The organism is Pseudoalteromonas issachenkonii (genome assembly GCF_002310795.1).
In the GTDB taxonomy this organism is placed as follows: Bacteria; Pseudomonadota; Gammaproteobacteria; order Enterobacterales; family Alteromonadaceae; genus Pseudoalteromonas; species Pseudoalteromonas tetraodonis.
This window is the reverse complement of record NZ_CP011030.1, coordinates 1707201-1730439: the sequence shown is the minus strand read 5'-3', so window position 1 is coordinate 1730439 and position 23239 is coordinate 1707201. Positions and strand designations below refer to the sequence as shown.

The following is a 23239-nucleotide window of genomic DNA, read 5'->3' as shown; positions in this document are numbered from 1 at the left end:
GGTTTCCATGGCTAAAGATTTTATATTACCTGACATTGGTGAAGGCATAGTTGAATGCGAAGTAGTCGAATGGCTGGTACAAGAGGGCGACACTGTAAAAGAAGATCAGCCTATTTGTGATGTGATGACAGATAAAGCCTTAGTGCAAATTCCAGCGGTACACGATGGGGTGATCACTAAGCTGCATTGTAAAAAAGGCGATATTGCTAAAGTACATGCGCCGTTATTTGCAATGGATGTTGCCGGTGAAGCGCCTAGTGAAGAGACTCAAACAGCTTCTTCACCAACAAGTACTCGTGAACACTTAGAAGACTTTATTTTACCCGACATTGGTGAAGGTATTGTTGAGTGTGAAATTGTTGAATGGTTAGTTGCAGAGGGCGATGAAATAGAAGAAGATCAAGCCGTTTGTGATGTAATGACCGATAAAGCATTAGTACAAATACCAGCTAAATACACCGGTACAGTGCAAAAGCTGTATTATCAAAAAGGTGAAATTGCGAAGGTGCATAGCCCATTATTTCAAATGACGGTTGCAGGGCAAGTCGCAAAAGAAGACGTTGATGTTAACCAAGCAGTTGTAAAAGCACAAAGTAACGCAACGTCAGACGCACCTGCTAAGCAAACGCAAACTGCAATAGTTAACGAAAAAGCGGTTGCATCACCGGCGGTTAGGCGTAAAGCGCGTGAGCTTGACGTTGATTTAACCTGCGTACCAGGTAGTGGTAAAAATGGCCGTATTTATAAACAAGATATTGAAGCGTTTATAAAAAATGAAGTGCCATCTGGCATGGATACCTCTGAGCTTAACAAGCCACAAACTACCCAGAGTAAAAACACTCGTAGTACTGAACACGCAACTAGCGCGGGTGGAACGCGAACAGAAGTAATTAAAGGCATTAAAGCGGCCATGGCAAAACAAATGGTGGCTTCAGTTTCAACGATTCCGCACTTTACTTACAGTGACGAAATTGATCTAACTGATTTAATTGCACTTCGAACTGATCTTAAAGAGCAATATAAAGCACAGGGCGTTAAACTTACGATGATGCCGTTTTTTATTAAGGCATTATCTTTGGCAATGACTGAATTCCCGGTACTTAACTCAAAAGTAAATGATGATTGCAGTGAAATTACCTACTATGATGATCACAATATTGGGGTTGCAGTGGACTCTAAAGTGGGCTTATTAGTACCAAATATTAAAGCCTGCCAAACTAAGAGTATTGTAGAGGTGGCTAATAATTTAACGCAATTAACTGACTCAGCTCGAGAAGGCCGCGTAGCACCAGATGATTTAAAAGGCGGTACTATTAGTATTTCTAATATTGGTGCGATTGGTGGCACTATAGCTACACCAATTATTAATAAGCCAGAAGTGGCGATTGTTGCCTTAGGTAAATTACAGCACCTTCCGCGCTTTGACGAGCAAGGGCAAGTGGTATCGCGTGCAATTATGCAAGTAAGTTGGTCAGGGGATCACCGTGTAATTGATGGCGGCACTATCGCGCGCTTTAATAATTTATGGAAAGAATACTTAGAGCAGCCAGCTAAAATGATGATGGCTATGCGCTAAGTCTTTATATTCATTTATAAATTAAAAAACCAGCAACTAGCTGGTTTTTTTATAACTAAATAAATAAAAGCTAGACTGATTTAGCTCAGAAAATACAGGCCATAACCAACCATTAATGCCGGTATGGCGGTATAAATTGTAGCAATAATAGCCGCTTTAGGTGTCATGGCAATGGCTGGGAAAAGCGCATCGCCATCGTTGGAAATGGCATTGGCCGCTAATGCGCTAAACGGAATAACCCCTTGAATATATAAAGTGGTAACAATTATTTGCGGGCCACAGCCAGGTAAAAAACCAATTAATACCGCTATGAGCGGGGCCATATAAGCATAATTTAAAAACCATGTTTTTAAGTCAAGGCCAAACACTGTTACCAGTAGTTCAAATAATATAAAGGAGGCAACCACCCACGCGGTTACAAAATGAGTATCTTGCAGTACTTTTGTGAGTTTTGAAGGTGGACTGCATATATCATCTTCTGAGGTTACTTCTTTATAGCTTTCACCTTTTGAAGATAACGCCCACATAAATACGACAAACAACGCCATTAATGCGCCAAAATGAGTAACAGTGAATGTGGTGTACTGCCCAAATTGGCTCAAATCAATATTAAAAGCGAGTAAAAAGGCAATGAGTAACCCCGGAATAATAGCGATGTACCAAATAGGCTTACTGAGCGTAATTATCTTCGTCGGTAAAAGGGTAATCTGTGGTGTGTGCTTTTGATCAGTTGGGCATAAGTAGCCTGTTTTATGAAGTGTGTTGACGATTAAACCCGTTACAGAACCAACCACAAACCCTATTGCCATGATGGTTAAACCCTCGGTAGGGCGAGTCGCTAATAATAAAAACGCGGCATCACCCATAGTCGCCGTTAATACAGCCACAATTGCGCCAAAGCTAGCTTGGCCTTTTGTAAATTGAGTCACCACAATAATCGCGCCACCACAGCCTGGTAACATGCCTAAAAAAGCAGCAAAGCTGACCTCTAATACCGGTGACTTAGCATTTAGGTAACGAAGCTCTAGTTGGGGTAAATGATCAATCGCGTAGTAGTAAATAAATAAGGTCGCAGCAACAAACACACTCACTTGAAAAAAAGCATCACTGAGTGCAGTAATTGTTATGGTGCGTAAATCGGGCAGGGCTAAACAGACTAAAATTAACAGAGGTAAAATTAGGCGTTTATTTTGATGAAAAACACGTTTTGCAGCTGGCGAAATAACTCCTAAATGGGATGTTAAAAACATACAGTACGACCTAATTAAAGAATGAGATCGCACTGTACTATTTTATTAAATGATAATCAATATCATTTAAGTGTTGCCGCAGTAGTTACTTTTTACGTTGAAACTCTGAGTTTTCATTCCACGTAGGCCACTGAGTTTGTTGTGAAATATCAAAACCTACTTTATAAAATAATTGTAAATCTTGAACCGCACCTGATAAATCCCACTCATCGCGGTATCTATCACAAGGTTGATGGTAACAACCACGCAGTACTAAGCTCATACGCTTACGGTAATTTGCAGTTTCATCGTCAAACGCTTGTGTACCGCCACCGGCATACATGGCAGGAACACCCATATTAGCAAAGGCAAAGTGATCTGAGCGGTAGTAGCCACCTGAAGATGGTTTAGGGTCGCCCGATACTGTTCTGCCTTGCTCTTTGGCCGCAGTTGCTAATAGCTCATCCATTTGTGATTTACCAATACCCACCACACTAATATCTTTTACTTTACCTAATAGGTTTAAGCTGTCCATATTAATATTTGCAACGGTTTTATTAGCTGGAATAACTGGATTCGCGGCATAATATTTCGAGCCTAATAAACCTTGCTCTTCAGCGGTTACCGCTAAAAAGGTCATTGAACGGTCAGGGCGTTTACCTAGTTTGGTAAAGGCTTCTGCAACTTCTATCATACCGGCTGTACCTGTTGCGTTATCGTGTGCACCATTATAAATTTGATCGCCTTTACGATTTTTATCCGTTCCTAAATGATCCCAATGCGCAGAGTAAATAATATGCTCATCGGGTGTTTTACTACCAGGAAGAGTGGCAATGAAGTTATAAGATACCGATTTTTTGATGGTGTTTTTTACATTCACAGTGGCTGTTAAATCGCCCATATCAACATGGTAAGCACCTTTGGCAGCGTTTGCTTTGGCGGTTTCAAAATTAAGGCCTGCTTTAGAAAAAAGCTCTTTTGCAACATCAACAGTAACCCAACCTTCAACAGCAACACGGTCCATATTATTGTTTTCTTTTACGAAACCAAATTGCTCGCCACTCCATGAGTTCTCAACCACAGACCAAGGGTAAGACGCTGGAGCAGTTTCATGAATAATAATAGCACCAGCAGCACCTTGACGGCTTGCTTCTTCGTATTTGTAAGTCCAACGCCCGTAATAGGTCATTGCATCGCCGGTGAATAAAGCAGGATCTTTAGTTGCAAAACCCGGATCGTTTACCAGCATAACAACGGTTTTACCTTTAACATCTAGGCCTTCGTAATCATTCCAGTTATATTCAGGTGCGTTAACACCGTAGCCCACAAATACAAGCTCCGAGTTTTCAATTCCTTCTTGCGCACTAATACGGCTACTACCCATAACCATGTCTTTTTTGTATTGGTAGTCTTTACCGCCAATATTAAGCACCATATCAGAGTCTGCTTCTAACGATACAAGCGGCACTTCTTGGAAAAAGCTGTCGCCATTACCCGGCTCAAAGCCTAAAGCAGTAAATTCTTTTGTTAAGTAATCAAGCGTAAGCTTTTCACCTTCAGATGAAGGAGCACGTCCACCAAATTCATCAGAAGCTAACACTTTTACATGCTTAGCAATTTCATCCGCTTGAATGCTGTTGTAGCCTTTAGCGACATCATCAGATGTAATACTTGTTGTTGCACAGCCGGCTAAAATTGCCGTTGTTATTAGGGTCAAAGAAAAATAACGTTTCATATTGGCTCTTTTTTTGTTCTAAGTGGCATTAGTATATGAACTTCTGTTAATTAGAACCAGTTTTTGCGGTAAACTGTTGCTGATAAAAATGTACAGTAAAGGTAACAATGAAGCGTTTTACTCCCCCAGAACAATTTCAAGTAACGAGTATAAATGGAGGTGCATTTGAGCACCTTCGTCAGCTGTTTAAAATAGATCAGCAAACAGACTGGCCTGAGCCTGCGTACTTTACCCCGTATTTAAACGCCATCAATGCTAATAATCTGCCAATTCGTTTTGTCGATGATGCCAAGGTTGATTTTGCTGAGCGCTATTATGAACAAGTCATTTTTGAAACAGGGGACGTGCCCACCCGACAACAAAACTGGCATGATCTGTTTGGTGGTTTTATTTGGTGCTTATTTCCAAAAACAAAAGCCCTTATTAATCAGCGTCATGTTGATGAAATAGCGTTGCATGGATTAAAACAACGAAGTAAACACCGTAACGCACTGACCTTGTTTGACGAGTGTGGGGTTGTGCTAGCTGTCAGCGAATCACAGTGGAAAGAGTGGTTAAGAGATCATCAATGGAAGACTGCATTTGTAGAGCACAAAGTACAGTGGGGTAAAACCATTGCGCCTTTCATGTTTGGCCATGCTAATTATGAAATGTTAACCAAACCTTATATTGGACTGACTGGCAAAGCCTTATTTGTAAATGTACCGGATGAAATATTTTGTAAAGATTTAGTAACTCAATACCAGTACCTAGATCAGCGCCTTTATGAGATGATTAAAACTGATGATTGTTTAGCCGATAACAAACAGCTTTCACCTTTACCTTTATTAGGTGTTCCTGGTTGGTTTGATGAGAATAACAATCCATCATTTTACGATAACACGGACTATTTTAGACCGAAACGAAGGACACGAAAATGATAGAAGTTACCGCGCTTAAAAAGAAGTTTAAGCTCACTAAAGATCATAAAAAAAATAAAATAGATGATATAGACCCCCGTGAAGATAAAGATTATTTTCACTCGGTTAAAAATGTCAGCTTTAGCTGTGCAAAAGGCGAAGTACTAGGGCTATTAGGACCGAATGGCGCGGGCAAAACCACGACGTTAAGAATGATCTCTACCGCTTTAAAACCGGATGATGGCAGTATTACTATTGCAGGAAACGACATAATTAAAAAGCCACTCATTGGGCGCAAGTGTATTGGTTTTTTATCCGGCTCGACTGGTTTATATGGCCGTTTAACGGTAAAAGAAAATATCGAATATTTTGCAAAGCTACACGGCATGAGCAAGCAGGCTATTAAGGCACGCTGTGAAGAGTTATTTACCTTACTTGATATGCATAAATTTATTGATAAACGCGCTGAGAACCTATCAACCGGCATGAAGCAAAAAGCCAACATTGCGCGTGCTGTGGTACATCACCCAGACGTTGTTATTCTCGATGAGCCAACTACCGGCCTCGATATTATGACCACCCAAACAGTGATCAACTTTATTAAAGGCTTAAAAGCACAAGGTACTCCTGTTATTTTTTCTACGCATCATTTAGATGAAGTAGCACTTTTATGTGACCGCGTTGCGGTAATTAATGAAGGCGTTAGTTGTTTTGATGGCACGCTTGCTGAATTTAAACAGGCAGGCAACAGTGAAGAATTAAATCAAGCGTTTATGAACATATTAACGGAGAAACATGATGTTTGAAGTATTTAAAAAGGAATTAACCGAGCTGCTACGCGATAAAAAAACTTTATTGTTCGTGGTGGTATTTCCTATTGTGGTTTTCCCGTTGTTATTTGCTGTGGTTGCGTTTATATCCTCGCAAGCTGCGCTTGATGCTGAACAAAAAGTAAATACCTATGTGATTATCAATGGCGACTATGCACCAGAATTTACTGATAAAGTGTTTTATCACAAAAGCTTTGAGTTATATAAAGGTGATAAAACCTTCAACAGTATTGAGGAGCTAAAAGCTGGTGTAAACGCCGGCGATATCGACATGGGAATATACCTGCCAAGTGATGCAGTGCAAACATTAAATGAGCAAAAGCAAAGCGAATGGCAAGTTGTATTTAATGATTCAAAATCAATTAACTTCTTATTTGAGCGTGTCAAAGAGCTTGCTAAAGAGTACAGCGATACTTTACAAGAAAGTAAATTATTGAGCTTTGGTATAGATAAAAGCGCACAAGAATCTATTTTAAAGCCAGTTAATGTAGTTAAAGTAGACACTGCCGATAAGCGCGAAAACCTAGGTGAAAAAGTGGGTGGGTTTTTACCTTATCTACTTATTCCGTTAGTACTGGTAGGCGCAACGTATCCGGCTATTGATTTAGGGGCCGGTGAAAAAGAACGAGGTACCTTAGAAACTTTATTACTTACACCTATTACTCGTACCGAGCTAGTATTGGGTAAATTCATTACTCTACTCACCACGTCAATTGCATCAACCACGATAACCGTAATTAGTATGGGGTGTTGGATAGCCTTAGCGCTGGCTTTTGCTGATCTTGAATTTATCAAAGCCGCTTTTAGTACATTGGCTATCACAGACTTACTAATGATTTTTGTATTATTATTGCCTATAGCAGCAACCTTTTCTGCATTAGCTCTGGCAATATCAATCTATGCACGCTCGTTTAAAGAAGCGCAAAATTACATGACGCCATTAAGCATGGTCGTGTTTTTCCCGATTATTATTTCAATAATGCCTAACATGGAACTGACTTCTAAAACGGCGTTTATTCCAGTAACTAACGTCGCCTTAGCGATTAAAGAAATTGTTAAAGGCACCGTTGATTACACGCTGGTGGGATTGATATTCCTAGCAACAGCACTCATCGCTGGGGCACTCCTGGCATTTTGTGTGAAATGGTTTAACCGTGAAGATGTGTTGTTTAGATAATTCATAAGTATAAAAAAGGTCGCAGAGCGACCTTTTTTATTAATTATTATTAGGTTTTAGTGCTGAAATGAGTACTTAAAAAATCGAGCTTGGCTTACAGGAATTAATAAAAAACCGCTGTATGAAAAAATCATACAGCGGTTTTTTAATTAATTTTAAGCTTATGCATTAAATTGATTTTTGATTGTTTCAATCGCGCTATCAATATCTATCATTAGCTTTTCACCAGTGCGGCGGTTTTTAAGTTCTACCTTGTTTTCATCAAGGTTACGCTCACCAATTACAAGCGTGTAAGGTACACCGAGTAATTCCATGTCGTTAAACATAACACCAGGGCGCTCTTTACGGTCATCAAATAGCACATCTAAACCTGCATCTTTCAAACCTTGATATAGATTATTAGCAATATCAGGGATACGATGCGATTTATGCATATTCATTGGCACAATTGCTAAATCGAAAGGGGCGATGGCTTTAGGCCAGGTAATACCGTATTGGTCGTTATTTTGCTCAATAGCTGCAGCAACAACACGCGATACACCAATACCATAACAACCCATAGTCATTGTTTGGTTTTTACCCGATTCGCTTAATACACCTGCTTTCATTGCTTCTGAGTACTTAGTACCTAGTTGGAAAATATGACCAACTTCAATACCGCGCTTAATTTGCAACGTGCCTTGACCACACGGGCTAGGGTCGCCCTCAACAATATTACGGATATCAGCAACTTCGTAGTCTGTTACGTCGCGATCCCAGTTAATACCACTAAAGTGCTCATCGTCTTTGTTGGCACCAGCTACAAAATCAGCCATTACATTCGCTGTTCTATCAACAATAATTGGCATGTTTAAGCCAACAGGGCCTAAAGAACCCGGTTTTGCGCCAATGGCAGCCACAATATCTGCCTCGGTTGCCATTTCTAATGGTGCAGCAACCAGTGGGTGTTTTTCAGCTTTAAGTTCATTAAGCTCGTGATCGCCACGCAGTACTAGTGCAACTAAGCCACGTTTTCCGTCTTCATCAGGGGCGCCATAAACAATCAGTGTTTTAACACCGCGATGTGGTTTTACACCATAGTGTTTTTTCAGCTCATTAATTGTTTTAGCATCAGGCGTTGGGAATGCTTTTAGCTCTTTGCTTGCTTCAGGGCGCGATTCAGTTGGCGCTAGCGCTTCTGCTTTTTCAATATTAGCGGCGTAGTCACTAGCATCACTAAAGGCAATAGCGTCTTCGCCAGATTCAGCAAGTACGTGAAACTCATGCGATACACTACCGCCTATAGAGCCGGTATCAGCAATAACAGGGCGGAAATCAAGGCCTAAACGTTCAAAAATATTACAGTAGGCTTTGTGCATAACTTGATAAGTTGCATCTAAACATTCATCGGTTAAATGGAATGAGTAGGCATCTTTCATAGTAAATTCACGAGCACGCATAACACCAAAGCGCGGACGACGTTCGTCACGTACTTTAGTTTGTACTTGGTACAAAGTAATAGGCAGTTGTTTGTAGCTGTTAATTTCTTTGCGGACAAAATCGGTGATCACTTCTTCATGGGTAGGACCCATAGCAAATTCACGATTGTGACGATCGGTAAAGCGCATAAGCTCTGGACCAAACTCACTCCAGCGGCCCGATTCTTCCCATAAGTCAGCCGGTTGAATTACTGGCATTAGCATTTCAATTGCGCCTGCTTTATCCATTTCTTCGCGTACAATGTTTTCTACTTTTCTAAGCACACGTAAACCAGAGGGTAGCCAAGTGTATAAACCCGAAGCGACGCGACGGATCATTCCGGCTCTAAGCATTAATTGATGCGATACAATTTCCGCATCTGATGGCGTTTCTTTAAGTGTAGCGAGTATATATTGACTAGTACGCATGTTTTTTCCGAAATAGAGTAATATGTTCTTTTAATTAAGGCGCTCAGTTTACCAGCGGATGCATTGACACTAAAGCGCTAAGTGATTTTTTATCGCATTTTATAGCCATAGCAGGGTTTTAAAGTTAGTTTAACTGGGCTCTATATGAGTAACCAGATGATGAGAGTCAGTCACTTGCCAGGTAATGTTGTATTCATACAAATTCATACCATAACTTTGCATGCCTTGTTTTTGCTTTTTATACGCTGGGCGAGGATCTTGTTTTAGCACATTGCTGATAAATGCTTGTAGCTCAGGATAGTGGCTTTGTTTATTTATAAATTCCAAAGCTTGCTCACTAAATTCAACACTCATTTGAGTTTCTGGACGCGTATCGGCAAATCCAGCGCTTGCATCAGGTAAAGCGTCTGAATAGGGCAAATAAGGCTTAATATCAACAATAGGTGTACCATCAAGTAAATCAATACCGGCGAGCAATAACGCTAACTGCCCATTTTTGTATTCAATTCCCTCTAACTTAACAGCACTCATCCCTATAGCGTTAGGTCTGAATGTAGCGCGTGTGGCAAAAACGCCTTTACGTTCATTGCCACCAAGGCGCGGCGGGCGCACCATTGCTGAATAGCCTTTATCCGCGGTTTCATGAAAACGAAATAACAGCCAAATGTGGCTAAATTCATCTAAACCACGAACAAATTCTTCACGATTAAAATCTGGAGCAAAAATAAGTTTAGCTTTTGCTTCTGGCACTAATCGAGGTTGTCTAGGAATGGCAAACTTTTGTTTATACGGTGATTGAATATGGCCAATAGCCGAAATCTGATAATCGCTCATAATGCTCGCTAACAAATAAAATAGGGGGGTATTCTACCTGTAATTACCATTGGTGGCATTAGCTTAATATAATCAGCATAAAGAGAGTTTAGACTGACTGGTTTAAATGTGGGATAAAAAAGGGCAAGGCTAAACCTAGCCTTACCCTTACATTGCAACTATTGAGTTGTTATTAAAACATATATTGGAAAGATACTGACGCAACGTCCATTTCTGGATCAATATCATCATCTAATTCGTAACGCTCATACTCTAAACGCACTTGCATATTGGTTGTGAAAGCATATTCAATACCTGCACCATAAAATACGTCACCACCGTCTTGTGATACGCTAACGCTGCCTACTGGTAGTTCTTGAGTTAAATCAGCATCCCATTCAAACCAACCGCCTTTTGCATAAACAGAAAAATCTTCAGTGATTGGCGCTGCAAAACGCGCTGCTAGTGATACCCCATCAATTTCTGCTTTACTGTCTATGTCACTCACTTCATCAAAATTTTGATAAGCAAGTTCAAGGCTGAAATGTTCATTAAATTGAGTACCGATATAACCTTTTAACATTTGCGCGTCGTCATCGAAATCGGTGTCGTTTTCGCTATCTTCAAACTGAAATGAATATTGGCCGTAACCAATACCCGTATAAATACGTGGAGAGTCCATGTCGGTAACATCAGCCTGTGCTGCTGAATTAAAACCCAGTGTTGCTAAAGCAAGTGCAGAAAGAGAAAGTGTTTTAATCATTGTATAGCTCCTTTAAAAAATAAAATCTAATGTTCGATAGATTCATCAAACGTCGATTTACTAATTGCAGTGAACATGCCAATATTTTTTTTGTTTAATATTTGCTCTTAAAGTGTATTTATTGAACTTTTTTGGTGGTTTCAGTACGCAAAACATCCAGCTGTTAAGCGTACTGTTAATTTGTAAAAAATAAAAATTGTAGAATTTACAGCTTGTTGTAGTTTATACATACCTGCAAAAGGTACTTAATTAAACTTGATAAAGTAAGTTTTCTGTTTCTATCGCTATTTGTTTCATTTTAATGGCGTAATTTTCTAGCTTTTTATCTTCGTCAGTAACAGATGTGAATTCAGGAACGGCAACAGGGTAACCCGTCTCATCCATAGCAACAAAACTTATTACACAATGATTAGTTTCAACTAAGTTTTGGGTTTTAGGGTCGCCACAGCGTACTTGAATGAAAATTTGCATACTGGTTTTGCCGGTGTGTGCAATTTTGGCTTCCACTTCAACAATTTGGCCAACCAAAATAGGACGGCTAAACTTAACGCCTGCAACCGATACGGTTACGCAGTAATGACCGCTCCAACCTGCAGCACAGGCATAGCCTGCTTGGTCAATCCACTTCATGACCACACCACCATGCACCTTACCACCAAAATTTACATCGGTAGGCTCTGCTAAAAAACGAAAAATTACACTCGACGACGCCATAACACACTCTCATTTATTCATATTACTTAACAGCATAGCGCAAAAAAGGGGCCGAAGCCCCTGCAATTTAGGATAAGTTTATAATTTCTTTAGAAAGGTTGTTACATATTGGGGTAGTTAGGACCGCCAGCACCTTCAGGAGTGACCCAGGTGATATTTTGGCTTGGATCTTTAATATCACAGGTTTTACAATGCACACAGTTTTGCGCATTGATCACAAAGGCTCGCTCGCCTTCGACTTCTTGTACTTCATAAACGCCGGCAGGGCAGTATCGCTGTGCAGGTTCATCAAATTTAACTAAATTTACCTTAATCGGAATTGATGCATCTTTGAGTTTTAAATGACACGGCTGCGATTCTTCATGATTAGTGTTTGATAAAAATACCGAAGAAAGCTTATCAAAGCTGAGTTTGCCATCAGGCTTCGGATAGGCAATCTTTTCAGCTTGATCAGCGTCTTTTAAAGTGGCGTGATCGGGTACGTTATCTTTAAAACTAAACGGTAGGGCACCCTTAAATATGTTTTGATCAAGGGTGTTGTATGCACCGCCTGCAAATTTACCTAATGAATGCATTGCAGGGCCAAAGTTACGAGATTGATACAGCTCTTTATACGCCCATGACTTTTTAAACTCAGCGGTGTACTGGGTTAAATCAGTGTTAGCTAAATCGTTTTGTAGCGCATTAAAAATGACCTCAGCGGCTATCATGCCTGACTTCATAGCCGTATGATTACCTTTAATTTTTGCAAAATTAAGCGTGCCTGCATCACAGCCCACTAACAAGCCACCCGGGAAATGCATTTTAGGCAAAGAGTGTAGACCGCCTTTGGCAATGGCGCGCGCACCATAAGCAATACGCTCACCCCCTTCAAGGGTGTTTTTAAATACCGGGTGGTGTTTTAAGCGCTGAAACTCATCAAATGGGCTTAAATGTGGATTTGAATAATTTAAATCAACAATTAAACCAACCACCACTTGGTTGTTTTCGCTATGATACATAAAAGCACCACCGCCAGTATCGCCACTCAATGGCCAACCGGTTCCGTGAACTACTTTACCAAGCTGATGTTTAGATTCATCCACTTGCCAAATTTCTTTAAAGCCTAAACCGTAATGCTGTGGCGAGCATTCATCGTCTAAAGCAAACTGATTGATCAGTTGCTTACCTAAATGGCCGCGACAGCCCTCAGCAAATACCGTGTATTTAGCACGTAACTCCATACCCGGCATGTAACCGTCTTTTTCGTCGCCGTTTTTATCCAGCCCCATATCACCGGTAATAATGCCTTTAACAACATCATCTTCAATAATAAGTGAATGAGCACTAAAGCCTGGAAATATTTCAACGCCCAAGTTTTCTGCTTGCTCAGCAAGCCAACGACATACATTCCCCATAGAAACAATGTAGTTACCGTTATTATGAAATGTGTTTGGGGTTGCAAAATGAGGAATAGAGGTTGCTTTTTGTTCGTTATTAAACCAATAAATTTCATCGCTTTGGACTTTAGTCGTAACAGGCGCGCCCAATTCTTGCCAGTTTGGCAGTAGCTCATCCAATGCTTTGGTTTCAAAAACAGCACCCGATAATACATGCGCGCCCACTTCAGAGCCTTTTTCAACCACACAAATCATGTACTCTTGTTGTTTTTCTTGTGCTTGCTGCGCGAGTTTAATTGCTGTTGAAAGCCCAGCAGGGCCTGCCCCTACAACAACAACATCAAATTCCATGGTTTCGCGTTCAATCATAATAACCTCTTTATCTATGACGGACTCACTTTTGCCCTGTAGGCAATAAGTAAGCTAAGCAACCTGTTATTTTGTGATGCAAATTAAACGTTACAGGTTGTGAATAGTTTAAGGTTATTTTAGGTTGACGTTTACGTCAACAGGAAGTAGTCTGATTTCATAAAATAAATAGGTTGACGTATACGTTAGCTTATAGGTTTAAATAATTATGGAGTCCCTATGAAAGTTCTCGTACCAATAAAAAGAGTGATTGATTACAACGTAAAAGCTCGCGTTAAACCTGATAACAGCGGTGTTGATTTAACAAACGTAAAAATGGCAATGAACCCATTTTGTGAAATTGCGGTAGAAGAAGCGATTCGTTTAAAAGAAGCGGGTACTGCAAGCGAAGTGGTTGTTGTGACTATTGGCGCTAAAGCATCACAAGAGCAATTACGCACAGCACTTGCCCTTGGCGCTGATAAAGCGATTCATGTTGAAACCGAGCAAAACCTAGAATCTCTCCATATTGCAAAGTTACTTGCGAAAGTGGTTGAGCAAGAATCTCCTGAGCTGGTTATTTTAGGCAAGCAATCTATCGATTCTGATAATAATCAAACGGGCCAAATGCTCGCTGCATTAACTAATCGCGGCCAAGGTACATTTGCTTCAAAAGTCGTTATTGAAAATGGCAAAGTGAATGTAACCCGCGAAGTTGATGGCGGTTTGCAAACTGTTGCACTTAATTTACCAGCGATTGTAACCACCGATTTACGTTTAAACGAGCCTCGTTATGCGTCGCTACCTAATATTATGAAAGCTAAACGTAAACCGCTAGAAGTTATTGCGGCTGATTCGTTAGGTGTCGATTTAACACCGCGTATTGAAGTCGTTCGTGTAGAAGAACCAGCAAAACGCAGCGGCGGCATTATTGTTGAAGACGTTGCACAGCTTGTAGAAAAACTTAAAACAGAGGCAAAGGTGATTTAAATGAAAACTCTTGTAATTGCAGAGCACGATAACGGTGCCTTAAAACCAGAAACCTCAAAAACCATTAACGCCGCTAAAAAATTAGGCTTTGATGTCGATGTATTGTTAGCTGGCATAAACTTAGGTGCCATGAGTGAGTCACTTGCGAGCATCGAGGGTGTTACAAATGTATTACTTGCAGATAACGCGGTGTACGAACATCAACTTGCTGAAAGCATGACAGATCTAGTGTTATCACTTGCAGATGAGTATAGCCATATCGTGGCAAGTGCCACAACGACAGGTAAAAACTTTATGCCGCGTGTTGCCGCATTATTAGATGTTGCACAAATTTCAGAAATTACTGATGTTATTGACGCAGACACGTTTAAACGCCCAATCTATGCGGGAAATGCCATAGCAACGGTTAAATCGCTCGATAGTAAAAAAGTGATCACCGTGCGTGCAAGTAGCTTTGATTTACAAGGCGAACAAGCACCAGCTAATGTCACAACCTTAGATACGGTCTCTGATTCACAGTTAAGTAGTTTTGTTAGTGTTGAACAAACTGAATCTGAACGCCCAGAGCTCACTGCAGCTGATGTAGTTATTTCAGGTGGTCGAGGCATGCAAAATGGTGAAAACTTTGCACTTCTTAATGGTATTGCCGATAAACTGGGAGCTGCAATTGGCGCTTCACGTGCAGCGGTTGATGCAGGCTTTGTCCCTAACGACATGCAAGTAGGTCAAACAGGTAAAATTGTTGCGCCTAATTTATATATTGCCGTAGGTATAAGTGGTGCCATTCAGCATTTAGCAGGCATGAAAGACTCAAAAATTATTGTGGCCATTAATAAAGACCCAGATGCGCCAATATTCCAAGTGGCTGATTACGGTTTAGTTGCTGATTTATTTGATGTATTACCTGAACTTGAACAAGCTTTATAAAGTTAAATAACCACAGCATTATATAAAGTTAAATATTCTGATTTAAAGCCGCCGTTTCATTCTTGATTCTGCGGCTTTTTTAATTCAATAACGCCACTTATCTAAATTACTTGCGCTTGGCTTTTTTTTATAACAAAGTGACAGCGTTGTCATTTGTAGTCATACAAATTATTAAATAGGAGCCAAAATGACAAGGTATAAAGCGCTTGATGCTATGCGGGGGTTAACCATCGCATTAATGATACTGGTAAATACACCGGGTTCGTGGTCCCACGTGTATGCCCCTTTACTTCATGCCGATTGGCATGGGTGTACACCAACGGATGTAATTTTTCCGTTTTTCATGTTTATTATTGGCTCTGCGATGTTTTTTTCATTTAAAAAAACCAACAGCACAGCTAATGCAAGCCAAGTGTTACGGCTGATAAAACGAGGAGCAATTATTTTTGCTATTGGCTTAGCGTTAAATATGTATCCCTTTACCACGAGCATTGAAAACTTAAGAATACTGGGCGTATTACAGCGAATAGGCATTGCCTATATTTTAGCGTCTATCTGTGTATTGTTACTCAACAGGCGAGGGGTGATCAGCTTATCGGTTGTTATTTTAATTGCATATTGGTTACTGCTTTTAAGTGTTGGTCCTAATAATGCGTATACACTAGAGAATAACTTAGTTAGAACGGTTGATATAGCGGTATTAGGTGAATCGCATTTGTGGCAAGGTAAAGGATTAGCGTTTGATCCAGAAGGGCTTTTGAGCACCTTACCAAGTGTAGTAAGTGTTTTATTTGGCTTTGAGGTTACCCGTTTACTTACCAGCTCTAGCAGTCAATGGACAAGTATTAAGCGTTTGTTGGTCATTGGGGTTGTTGGTATCGCTTTAGGGCAATTAGGCTCGCTGATTATGCCAATTAATAAATCGCTTTGGACCAGTACCTTCGTTATTTACACCTCAGGGATTGCCTGTATTGTACTGGCCTTTTTTGTGTGGCTTTGCGACATAGTAAAACCCGAACGCCTTGTTAATCCATTAATTGTGTATGGCTCGAATCCGTTGTTTATTTATGTGTTATCGGGTGTGTGGGTACTGAGCTATTCACTGATTAATATTGGCGAGCTAAACTTGGGGGATTGGATGTATCAACAGTTAGCCTTAGTCATGAGTGCTAAATTGGCATCGTTCACCTTTGCTTTATTGCATGTTATTGGCTTTTGGTTAATTTCAAATATGCTTTATAAACGCAAGATATTTATAAAGATTTAGATAAAGACAATAAAAAACCAACCCGTAGGTTGGTTTTTTTATTTAACGTTACAAAGCGTGGCTTAGTACGTTGCGCTGCCTTTAGTACGAGGGAATGCAATTACATCACGTACGTTACCCATACCGGTAACATAAGCAACTAAGCGCTCAAACCCTAAACCAAAGCCAGAGTGTGGCACGCTACCGTATTTACGCAGGTCGCGGTACCAGCTGTAGTCTTCTTTGTTTAAGCCCATTTCGTCAAGGCGTGCATCTAATACATCAAGACGCTCTTCACGTTGTGAACCACCAATGATCTCACCAATGCCAGGTGCTACTACGTCCATAGCCGCAACGGTTTTGCCGTCTTCGTTTTGACGCATGTAAAATGCTTTAATATCGCGCGGGTAGTTTTTAATAACAACCGGTGCTTTAAAGTGTTCTTCTGCTAGGTAACGCTCGTGCTCAGACTGTAAATCTACACCCCATTCAACAGCGTACTCAAATTTCTTGCCACATGCTTTTAGAATTTCTACAGCGTCTGTGTAATCAACTTGTGCGAAGTCTTTTTCAACAAATTCTTCTAAACGGCTAATGGCTGTTTTTTCGATACGTTGAGCAAAAAACTCCATGTCGTCACGGCGTTCTTCTAATACCGCTTTAAACACGTACTTAAGCATGTTTTCAGCCAATTTTGCGATATCTTCTAAATCAGCAAACGCAACTTCTGGCTCTACCATCCAAAATTCAGCTAAGTGGCGAGATGTATTTGAATTCTCTGCACGGAACGTAGGACCAAAGGTGTAAATTTTAGACATAGCTGACGCATATGTTTCACCGTTTAGCTGGCCAGATACCGTTAGGAATGCTTCTTTACCAAAAAAGTCTTCGCTGTAATCAATTTCGCCTTTATCTGTCATTGGCAGGTTTTGCATATCAAGGGTTGATACGCGAAACATTTCACCTGCGCCTTCACAGTCACTGGCTGTGATGATTGGTGTGCTGATCCAGTAAAAACCTTGCTCATGGTAAAAACGATGAATCGCTTGCGCTAAACAGTTACGTACACGCGTTACTGCGCCAATCATGTTGGTGCGCGGGCGAAGGTGAGCGTGCTCACGTAAATACTCAATGCTGTGGCGCTTAGCCGACATTGGGTAAGTATCTGGATTTTCAACCCAACCTAACACAGTCACTGAGTTAGCTTGAATTTCGAAAGATTGGCCTTGTCCTGCTGATTGTACTAATACACCGGTAACCGACACAGAACAGCCTGCTGTTAAGCTTGTAACTTCATCATAATTATTCTGTGAATTAGGAACTACCGCTTGAATAGGATCAAAACACGAACCGTCATGAACGGCTAAAAATGATATTCCTGCTTTTGAATCGCGGCGTGTACGGATCCAGCCTTTAATGGTTACTTGGCTGTCTACCGCAACATTGCCTTTTAATAGCTCTGAAATCGCTAAATGGCTCATCTTCACTCCAATGATATAAGTTGCCTAACTATATAAATTAATTGTGCGTTACTCATGCATTTATGTATGTAAGGTCACTGCACTTGAACCTTGTATAATACCTAGTAAAGTAAAATAAAAAAACTGTTGTGGGCAACTCTTTAAAAGTTTTTAGTCATGCGCGGTTTTTTTAACCAGTTTTTAGTGTTAAATGGCTACTATTACCATTTGTTACTCTGAAAATTCATCAATTTGTGGCATTATTAGTAATCAAACCGAATTAACGTTTACCATTAATAAAAAATGGATGCTATGAAACAAGTTTTTATTTTACGAGGACTGCCAGGCAGTGGTAAGTCATATTATGCGCAAAATCTCGCTGACGAATTATCGGGCGCAGATGAAAGCAATTATTTTATTTGCTCAACAGATGATTACTTTGTAAACGAGCAGGGTGAATATCATTTCGATAAGTTTAAATTATCGCAATATCATAACCTAAACCTAGCACGTTTTATTAACGCGTTAGCACAAGGTATTGAACTGGTTATTGTTGATAACACTAACATTAAAAAATGGGAATTCATTGCCTATTCGCAAGCAGCGATAGCTTTAGGGTATCAAGTAAAAGAAGTGATTGTTGGTGAAGTAAAAGACAAATCAATGCAGCACTTATATGCCAAGCGCAACAGCCATAACATACCGCTTAAAACCATTAGTAAAATGGCCTACATGTTTGAGTGGTAATTATAAGAAAAGCCCAAAATTAGGGCTTTTTCATAAAACTACTCGTGTTATTACGCGCTAGCTTTTAAATGCCGCCAATGGGTGAGATGTACTGAGCGAAACATGTACCTTGTCACCTGGGTGTACAACCACTTCATGGCTTACTCGGCTAGTTACCACGGTTTCGCATGCAAGTTTAACCGCGCATAAACGGCTACCGCCTTCAAAGCGTACCCAAATTACTTCACCATTATTACCAATACTGCTTTGTACTAATAATACATCATCTGGACGGAGTAAAACTTCTACCTCTCCAGTGTCACAATCAACACCGTTTGCAGGTACATTACCAATATCGGTAAGCGCTTGGCCGTTATTTAGGGTTCCTTTTATAAAGCTGGCTTCACCTAAAAAGCGGGCCACAAAGCGGTTGTTTGGGGTACTAAAACACTGCTCTGGGGTGTCAATTTGTTGTATTTCACCGCCTTTTAAAACACCCACACGATCGCCCACCGAAAGCGCTTCTTCTTGATCGTGCGTTACCCAAATTGCCGGTACACCAGCTTCTTTTAATGCGTTGCGGATATCCCAACGCAACATATCTTTTAAGGCAGCATCAAGGTTAGATAACGGCTCATCAAGTAATACAAAGTCAGGTTGGTGGGCAAGGGTACGCGCTAATGCTACGCGTTGCTTTTGCCCGCCTGACAGTGTGGCTGGTTTTTTATGCCTAAATGCATCTAAACCAAGAAGTTTTAGCCAGTGATCGGCAGGGCTGCTGTCTTTTAGTTTAAAACATACGTTTTGTTCAACTGTTAAATGAGGAAACAACGCAAAGTCTTGAAACACCATACCTACGCTGCGTTTTTCAGGCGCCACAGTATGCTTTGGTGTTGCTGTCCATTTAGCCACTTTAATTTCACCCTCGCTAATCGGTAAAAGCCCCGCTAACGCTTGTAAAATAGTACTTTTTCCGCAACCTGTTGGACCAACAAGCATTAATATTTCGCTTTCACCTAAGGTGAAATTTAAATCGCTAACAACACGATTACTGCCATAATCTATAGACAACTGACTTACAGATAGCATTTTTTATAAATCCTTAATGTTCAAACTGGTTGCGTTTTTCGCCAGACATCATAATAGCTAAAGCACCCGCAGAAATCACCACCAACAATAAGCCAGGAATAGCGGCACGGCCAAAATAACCGGCTTCGTAAACACGCCATAAGTAGGTAGATAGCGTTTCAAAGCCAGTGGGGCCTAATAAAAGTGTGGCTTCTAATTCGCGCATTGACTCTAAAAAGACCAAGGCGCCACCTGCAATAATACCACGGATAGTCAGGGGTAAAGTAATACGCGTAAAGGCTTCGCGCGGGCTTGCGCCTAATACCCGCGCTGATTTTACCAAGCTTGGGTCAAGATGCTCGGTGCTGGTACGCACAGAACCTACCGCAAGTGGTAAAAAACGTAGCATATAAGCAATAATCAATAAGCCCAGCGTTTGATATAAAAACGGTAGTTGTAAGCCGCCATACACAAGCGCTGTGCCCATAACAATACCCGGAATACCAAAACCAAAGTAAGTAACGCGTTCCATTACTTTACCGGCCTTACCACTTAAAGCCGCATGGGCAACCGGAATGGCAACAATAACTGTAACAATAGCGGCAATGGCTGAAGCGTAAGTTGAATGCCAGGCAATACTAAAATCAAACGAGCTAAAGCCATCACGCACTAACCACAAAGTAAATACTGCTAAAGGTAGGCCAATAGCGAGTAATAAAATAGGCGCAAAGGTGGCAAACATAGCGCCTAGTTGCCATTTTTTAGGGAATAAAATAAGCGAACGACCTTGACGCTCTGAGGCGGTTTTTATCTGTGATTCAATCATTAATAAAAAGCCAACAATCACCATCAGTTGCAGTGACAACATAGCCGCACGGCTTAAGGCAAAAGCATTGTATTCCACATAAATAACACGGGTAAACGTATCTAAGCGCATCATTGCGGGAGTACCAAAGTCAGATAAGGTATACAGCGCAACCAATAATGACCCTGCAGCAATGCCATTTATTACGCGGGGTAAAATAACTTTAAATACGCTTTGCGTCATCGACATACCCAGTGTGCGAGCAGCGTTGACCATACTGGCATCTAAACTAAGTAAAGACGAACGGGTAGTCATCATAACAAACGGAAAAGTATACAAGGTCATGACAATGGCGGCTCCCGTTAACCCATACATAGAAGGGGTTTCAAAACCAAGTAAGTTGTTTATTTCACCGCCGGGACCAAATGCAGCATAAAGCGTAAAAGCGCCAATGTAACTGGGAATAGCAAGCGGGGCTGCAAACACCACCAGCCAAAACTTTTTAAACGGTAACTGCACATAGGCGCTAATGAATGCCAAGGGCACACCAATTAAAATTGAACCTAATACAGTTAATCCCATTAACGACAGGGTATTGCCTAAAATAGTTAAATTATGGCTATCAAAAAAAGAGCTTGCGTCAGAGGCAAGCGTAATTAAAACAAAAATAGGAGTCAGGGTCACTAGCGCTGCAAGCAGCGCCATTGGGTAAGATGTAGGTATTCGCATTATAAAACGCCGCTGCTGCGCATTAAATCTATAGTTGGGCGTAAATCAGCCAACTGGGTTAAATCAATTTTAGGTGGCGAAATACTGGTTAATTTTGGCAATCCATCGGGTTGAGTAATGCCATTAACTAGTGGGATTTCATAGGCTTCGCTTGCTAAATAACTTTGCACTTCAATGCTAAGTAAATAGCGCATAAAGTTGATTGCCAGTGGGTCTTCAGATAACGATAAAATACCTGAAGCGTTAACTAAACACCCAGCATCATTTTGCGTAAAGGCTAAATCAAGTTTTGCATCTGGCTTACCTGATTTTAAGCGCAGCGTGTAGTAATGATTAGCAAAACCAATGTCTACTTCACCACGTTCAACGCCCATTACCACACCGAGTTCACCTGCGTAGGTTTTAGAACGTTTTTTAACTTTTTTGAGCCACTTAGCTGTTTTATCATCACCTTCTAAAAGTCGCATAGCAGTTATAAACGATTGAAAAGAAGCATAAGCAGGCGCCCAACCAATACTTAAATCACTGTCGGCTATTTCCATAATGCTTGTTGGAATTTGCTCTTTGGTTAAACGCTCAGTATTAAAAGGCAAAGTACGAATACGGCCAGTAACAGGTGCCCATTCATCGTATCTAAATTGTGGCTGTAATTGCGCTGATAAATCACTCGGCATGGGCTTGGCAAGGCCGGCATCGGTAACTAAACCAATTGCCCCAGAGTCGACTGCCCAAAATAAGTCGGCACGTTTTACCCCTGCATTTGCTTCGGCAACAATGGTGTTGGCAAGCGCTGCGGTAGGGCCGCGACGAATGGCAAGGTCAAGATCAGGGTTCTTTTTTTGAATGGCTTGTAATACGTTTTCATATAAGCCACCTTCACCACGGCCTAAATAAAGCGTCAATGCACCTTTTAATTTAGGCAATGTATCAACAGACACGGGGTTTGCAATAGCAATATCAGCGGCAAAAGCGCGTGAAAGCGATAGCGGTAAAGCACCCGCTACCCCTAACGCAGCTAAGCCTTGAATAAAGGTTCTGCGTTTCACTTAAAATACATCCTTACGTGCTTTTTCTGCTTTTTCAATCAGCGTTTGAGCGCGGCTTAGTTTGGTTTGCATATCAACAACCACATCACGAACTTCATCAACACTTTTATTATTAGAAATTGCTTGTGGAAGTGTTACGTTAAAGTCTTTTTCTAGAACTTCTACTAACTTCGCGTCTTGTTCAATTAGTGTACCTTCAACACCTTCAAATAAATGTAGGTAAGTATCGTGCACTATGTTGGTGGCTTCATCGCTTAAACGTTCTGCGTATTTAGCGACCACTCGGTCTAATTTATGTTTAATTTCGTCGATAGTCGCACTTTGCGTCATTTCTTTAGTTGCTGTAGCTTTTACGCTATCTAATAACCCTTTTTGTTGAAACTTAGCCGCCAGTTTAACTGCGCCTAATCCTTGCCATAGGGCATTATTCATTGCTTGTTGTTGTTTGCGTACTTCTGACGCTGGTTTTTTATTATCGATAGCCATTTTTATGCCATACAAACCTTGCCAAATAGAGGCATAGACAGGCACGTAATTAGTTTCTATTGCGCTGTGGAATTTAACTGATTCCCAGTACTCAACCAAATCATCACTATTGACTGCTTTTGCGCCTTTTTTCTCGTAATCGCTTACCATGGTATCGACTTTAGAGATCATCCATTCAACGTCTTCATTGTAAGTTTTTAAATTAGCTTGAAGGTGATTAACATGCTCACCAATAGGGCCATTAGCAAATACAGGTTGTGCAAAAATCGCAGAGGCGAGTAAAAAACTTGCACTTAATGTATTGGCAGGCTTAAGTAATATTTTCATAGCAAGTGAGTCCATAAATGTTATTGTAAATGATAGGCATTATCATATCCCTAAAGATCACTCAGATCAACACACTAAAT

The 23239-nt window shown here is 40.7% G+C and carries 20 protein-coding genes; 8 read left to right on the top strand and 12 right to left on the bottom strand.

What is annotated here, in order from left to right:
* Window positions 1-7: 7 nt before the first annotated feature.
* Window positions 8-1576: a dihydrolipoyllysine-residue acetyltransferase gene (locus PISS_RS07980; RefSeq protein WP_058154663.1), complete on the top strand. Its 1569-nt coding sequence runs from the start codon at window positions 8-10 to the stop codon at window positions 1574-1576.
* Window positions 1577-1656: 80 nt separating this feature from the next.
* Here PISS_RS07980 and PISS_RS07975 read toward each other — a convergent pair whose 3' ends face one another.
* Window positions 1657-2826, bottom strand: coding sequence for a putative manganese transporter (locus PISS_RS07975; protein ID WP_013464997.1), 1170 nt, complete (start codon window positions 2824-2826; stop codon window positions 1657-1659).
* 85 nt (window positions 2827-2911) lie between these two features.
* Window positions 2912-4540 (bottom strand): M28 family metallopeptidase, encoded by a 1629-nt coding sequence (locus PISS_RS07970; protein ID WP_013464996.1) that lies wholly within the window; start codon window positions 4538-4540, stop codon window positions 2912-2914.
* 107 nt (window positions 4541-4647) lie between these two features.
* Here PISS_RS07970 and PISS_RS07965 point away from each other — a divergent pair, with 107 nt between their 5' ends.
* From PISS_RS07965 to PISS_RS07955, 3 genes are read left to right on the top strand one after another with little or no spacing between them, the layout of a single operon-like run.
* On the top strand, window positions 4648-5460 hold the full coding sequence (locus tag PISS_RS07965) for a DUF3025 domain-containing protein (protein WP_013464995.1): 813 nt from the start codon (window positions 4648-4650) through the stop codon (window positions 5458-5460).
* Window positions 5457-6245: an ABC transporter ATP-binding protein gene (locus tag PISS_RS07960; protein ID WP_033103409.1), complete on the top strand. Its 789-nt coding sequence runs from the start codon at window positions 5457-5459 to the stop codon at window positions 6243-6245. Before PISS_RS07965 ends, PISS_RS07960 begins: the two co-directional genes overlap by 4 nt.
* Window positions 6238-7446: an ABC transporter permease gene (locus PISS_RS07955; protein WP_058155495.1), complete on the top strand. Its 1209-nt coding sequence runs from the start codon at window positions 6238-6240 to the stop codon at window positions 7444-7446. The genes PISS_RS07960 and PISS_RS07955 overlap by 8 nt, the downstream gene beginning before the upstream one ends.
* Before the next feature lie 161 nt (window positions 7447-7607).
* Here PISS_RS07955 and PISS_RS07950 read toward each other — a convergent pair whose 3' ends face one another.
* From PISS_RS07950 to PISS_RS07930, 5 genes are all read right to left on the bottom strand, one after another.
* Window positions 7608-9332 carry a proline--tRNA ligase gene (locus PISS_RS07950; protein WP_033103411.1) on the bottom strand — a complete coding sequence of 575 codons (1725 nt, stop codon included), beginning with the start codon at window positions 9330-9332 and terminating at the stop codon, window positions 7608-7610.
* Window positions 9333-9461: 129 nt separating this feature from the next.
* Window positions 9462-10166 (bottom strand): tRNA (N6-threonylcarbamoyladenosine(37)-N6)-methyltransferase TrmO, encoded by a 705-nt coding sequence (gene tsaA / locus PISS_RS07945; protein ID WP_013464991.1) that lies wholly within the window; start codon window positions 10164-10166, stop codon window positions 9462-9464.
* A 172-nt stretch (window positions 10167-10338) separates the two neighbouring features.
* Window positions 10339-10908, bottom strand: coding sequence for an outer membrane beta-barrel protein (locus PISS_RS07940; protein ID WP_058154661.1), 570 nt, complete (start codon window positions 10906-10908; stop codon window positions 10339-10341).
* Window positions 10909-11157: 249 nt separating this feature from the next.
* A complete protein-coding gene (locus PISS_RS07935; RefSeq protein WP_024602547.1) occupies window positions 11158-11622 on the bottom strand; it encodes an acyl-CoA thioesterase in 465 nt (154 codons plus the stop codon).
* Between the two features lie 101 nt (window positions 11623-11723).
* Window positions 11724-13370, bottom strand: a complete 1647-nt coding sequence (locus tag PISS_RS07930; RefSeq protein WP_058154659.1) for an electron transfer flavoprotein-ubiquinone oxidoreductase — start codon at window positions 13368-13370, stop codon at window positions 11724-11726.
* Window positions 13371-13589: 219 nt separating this feature from the next.
* On the opposite strand from PISS_RS07930, the gene PISS_RS07925 reads away from it, so the two are divergent.
* From PISS_RS07925 to PISS_RS07915, 3 genes are all read left to right on the top strand, one after another.
* Window positions 13590-14339 carry an electron transfer flavoprotein subunit beta/FixA family protein gene (locus PISS_RS07925; RefSeq protein ID WP_013464986.1) on the top strand — a complete coding sequence of 250 codons (750 nt, stop codon included), beginning with the start codon at window positions 13590-13592 and terminating at the stop codon, window positions 14337-14339.
* A complete protein-coding gene (locus PISS_RS07920; protein ID WP_058154658.1) occupies window positions 14340-15266 on the top strand; it encodes an electron transfer flavoprotein subunit alpha/FixB family protein in 927 nt (308 codons plus the stop codon). It abuts the gene before it with no gap.
* A 187-nt stretch (window positions 15267-15453) separates the two neighbouring features.
* On the top strand, window positions 15454-16533 hold the full coding sequence (locus PISS_RS07915) for an acyltransferase family protein (RefSeq protein ID WP_058154656.1): 1080 nt from the start codon (window positions 15454-15456) through the stop codon (window positions 16531-16533).
* A 62-nt stretch (window positions 16534-16595) separates the two neighbouring features.
* Here PISS_RS07915 and asnS read toward each other — a convergent pair whose 3' ends face one another.
* Window positions 16596-17993, bottom strand: coding sequence for an asparagine--tRNA ligase (gene asnS / locus PISS_RS07910; RefSeq protein WP_058154654.1), 1398 nt, complete (start codon window positions 17991-17993; stop codon window positions 16596-16598).
* Window positions 17994-18284: 291 nt separating this feature from the next.
* On the opposite strand from asnS, the gene PISS_RS07905 reads away from it, so the two are divergent.
* Window positions 18285-18719 (top strand): AAA family ATPase, encoded by a 435-nt coding sequence (locus tag PISS_RS07905; RefSeq protein WP_013464982.1) that lies wholly within the window; start codon window positions 18285-18287, stop codon window positions 18717-18719.
* 57 nt (window positions 18720-18776) lie between these two features.
* Here PISS_RS07905 and PISS_RS07900 read toward each other — a convergent pair whose 3' ends face one another.
* The 4 genes from PISS_RS07900 to PISS_RS07885 are packed head-to-tail and all read right to left on the bottom strand — an operon-like array spanning window position 18777 to window position 23159.
* Entirely contained in the window at window positions 18777-19787 is a 1011-nt protein-coding gene (locus PISS_RS07900; RefSeq protein ID WP_058154652.1) for an ABC transporter ATP-binding protein, read from the bottom strand.
* Between the two features lie 13 nt (window positions 19788-19800).
* A complete protein-coding gene (locus PISS_RS07895) occupies window positions 19801-21300 on the bottom strand; it encodes an ABC transporter permease (RefSeq protein ID WP_058154650.1) in 1500 nt (499 codons plus the stop codon).
* Complete coding sequence (locus PISS_RS07890) at window positions 21300-22346, bottom strand: extracellular solute-binding protein (protein WP_033103420.1); 1047 nt, start codon at window positions 22344-22346, stop codon at window positions 21300-21302. Before PISS_RS07890 ends, PISS_RS07895 begins: the two co-directional genes overlap by 1 nt.
* A complete protein-coding gene (locus PISS_RS07885; protein ID WP_058155493.1) occupies window positions 22347-23159 on the bottom strand; it encodes a hypothetical protein in 813 nt (270 codons plus the stop codon). It lies immediately after the preceding gene.
* Between the last annotated feature and the right edge of the window lie 80 nt (window positions 23160-23239).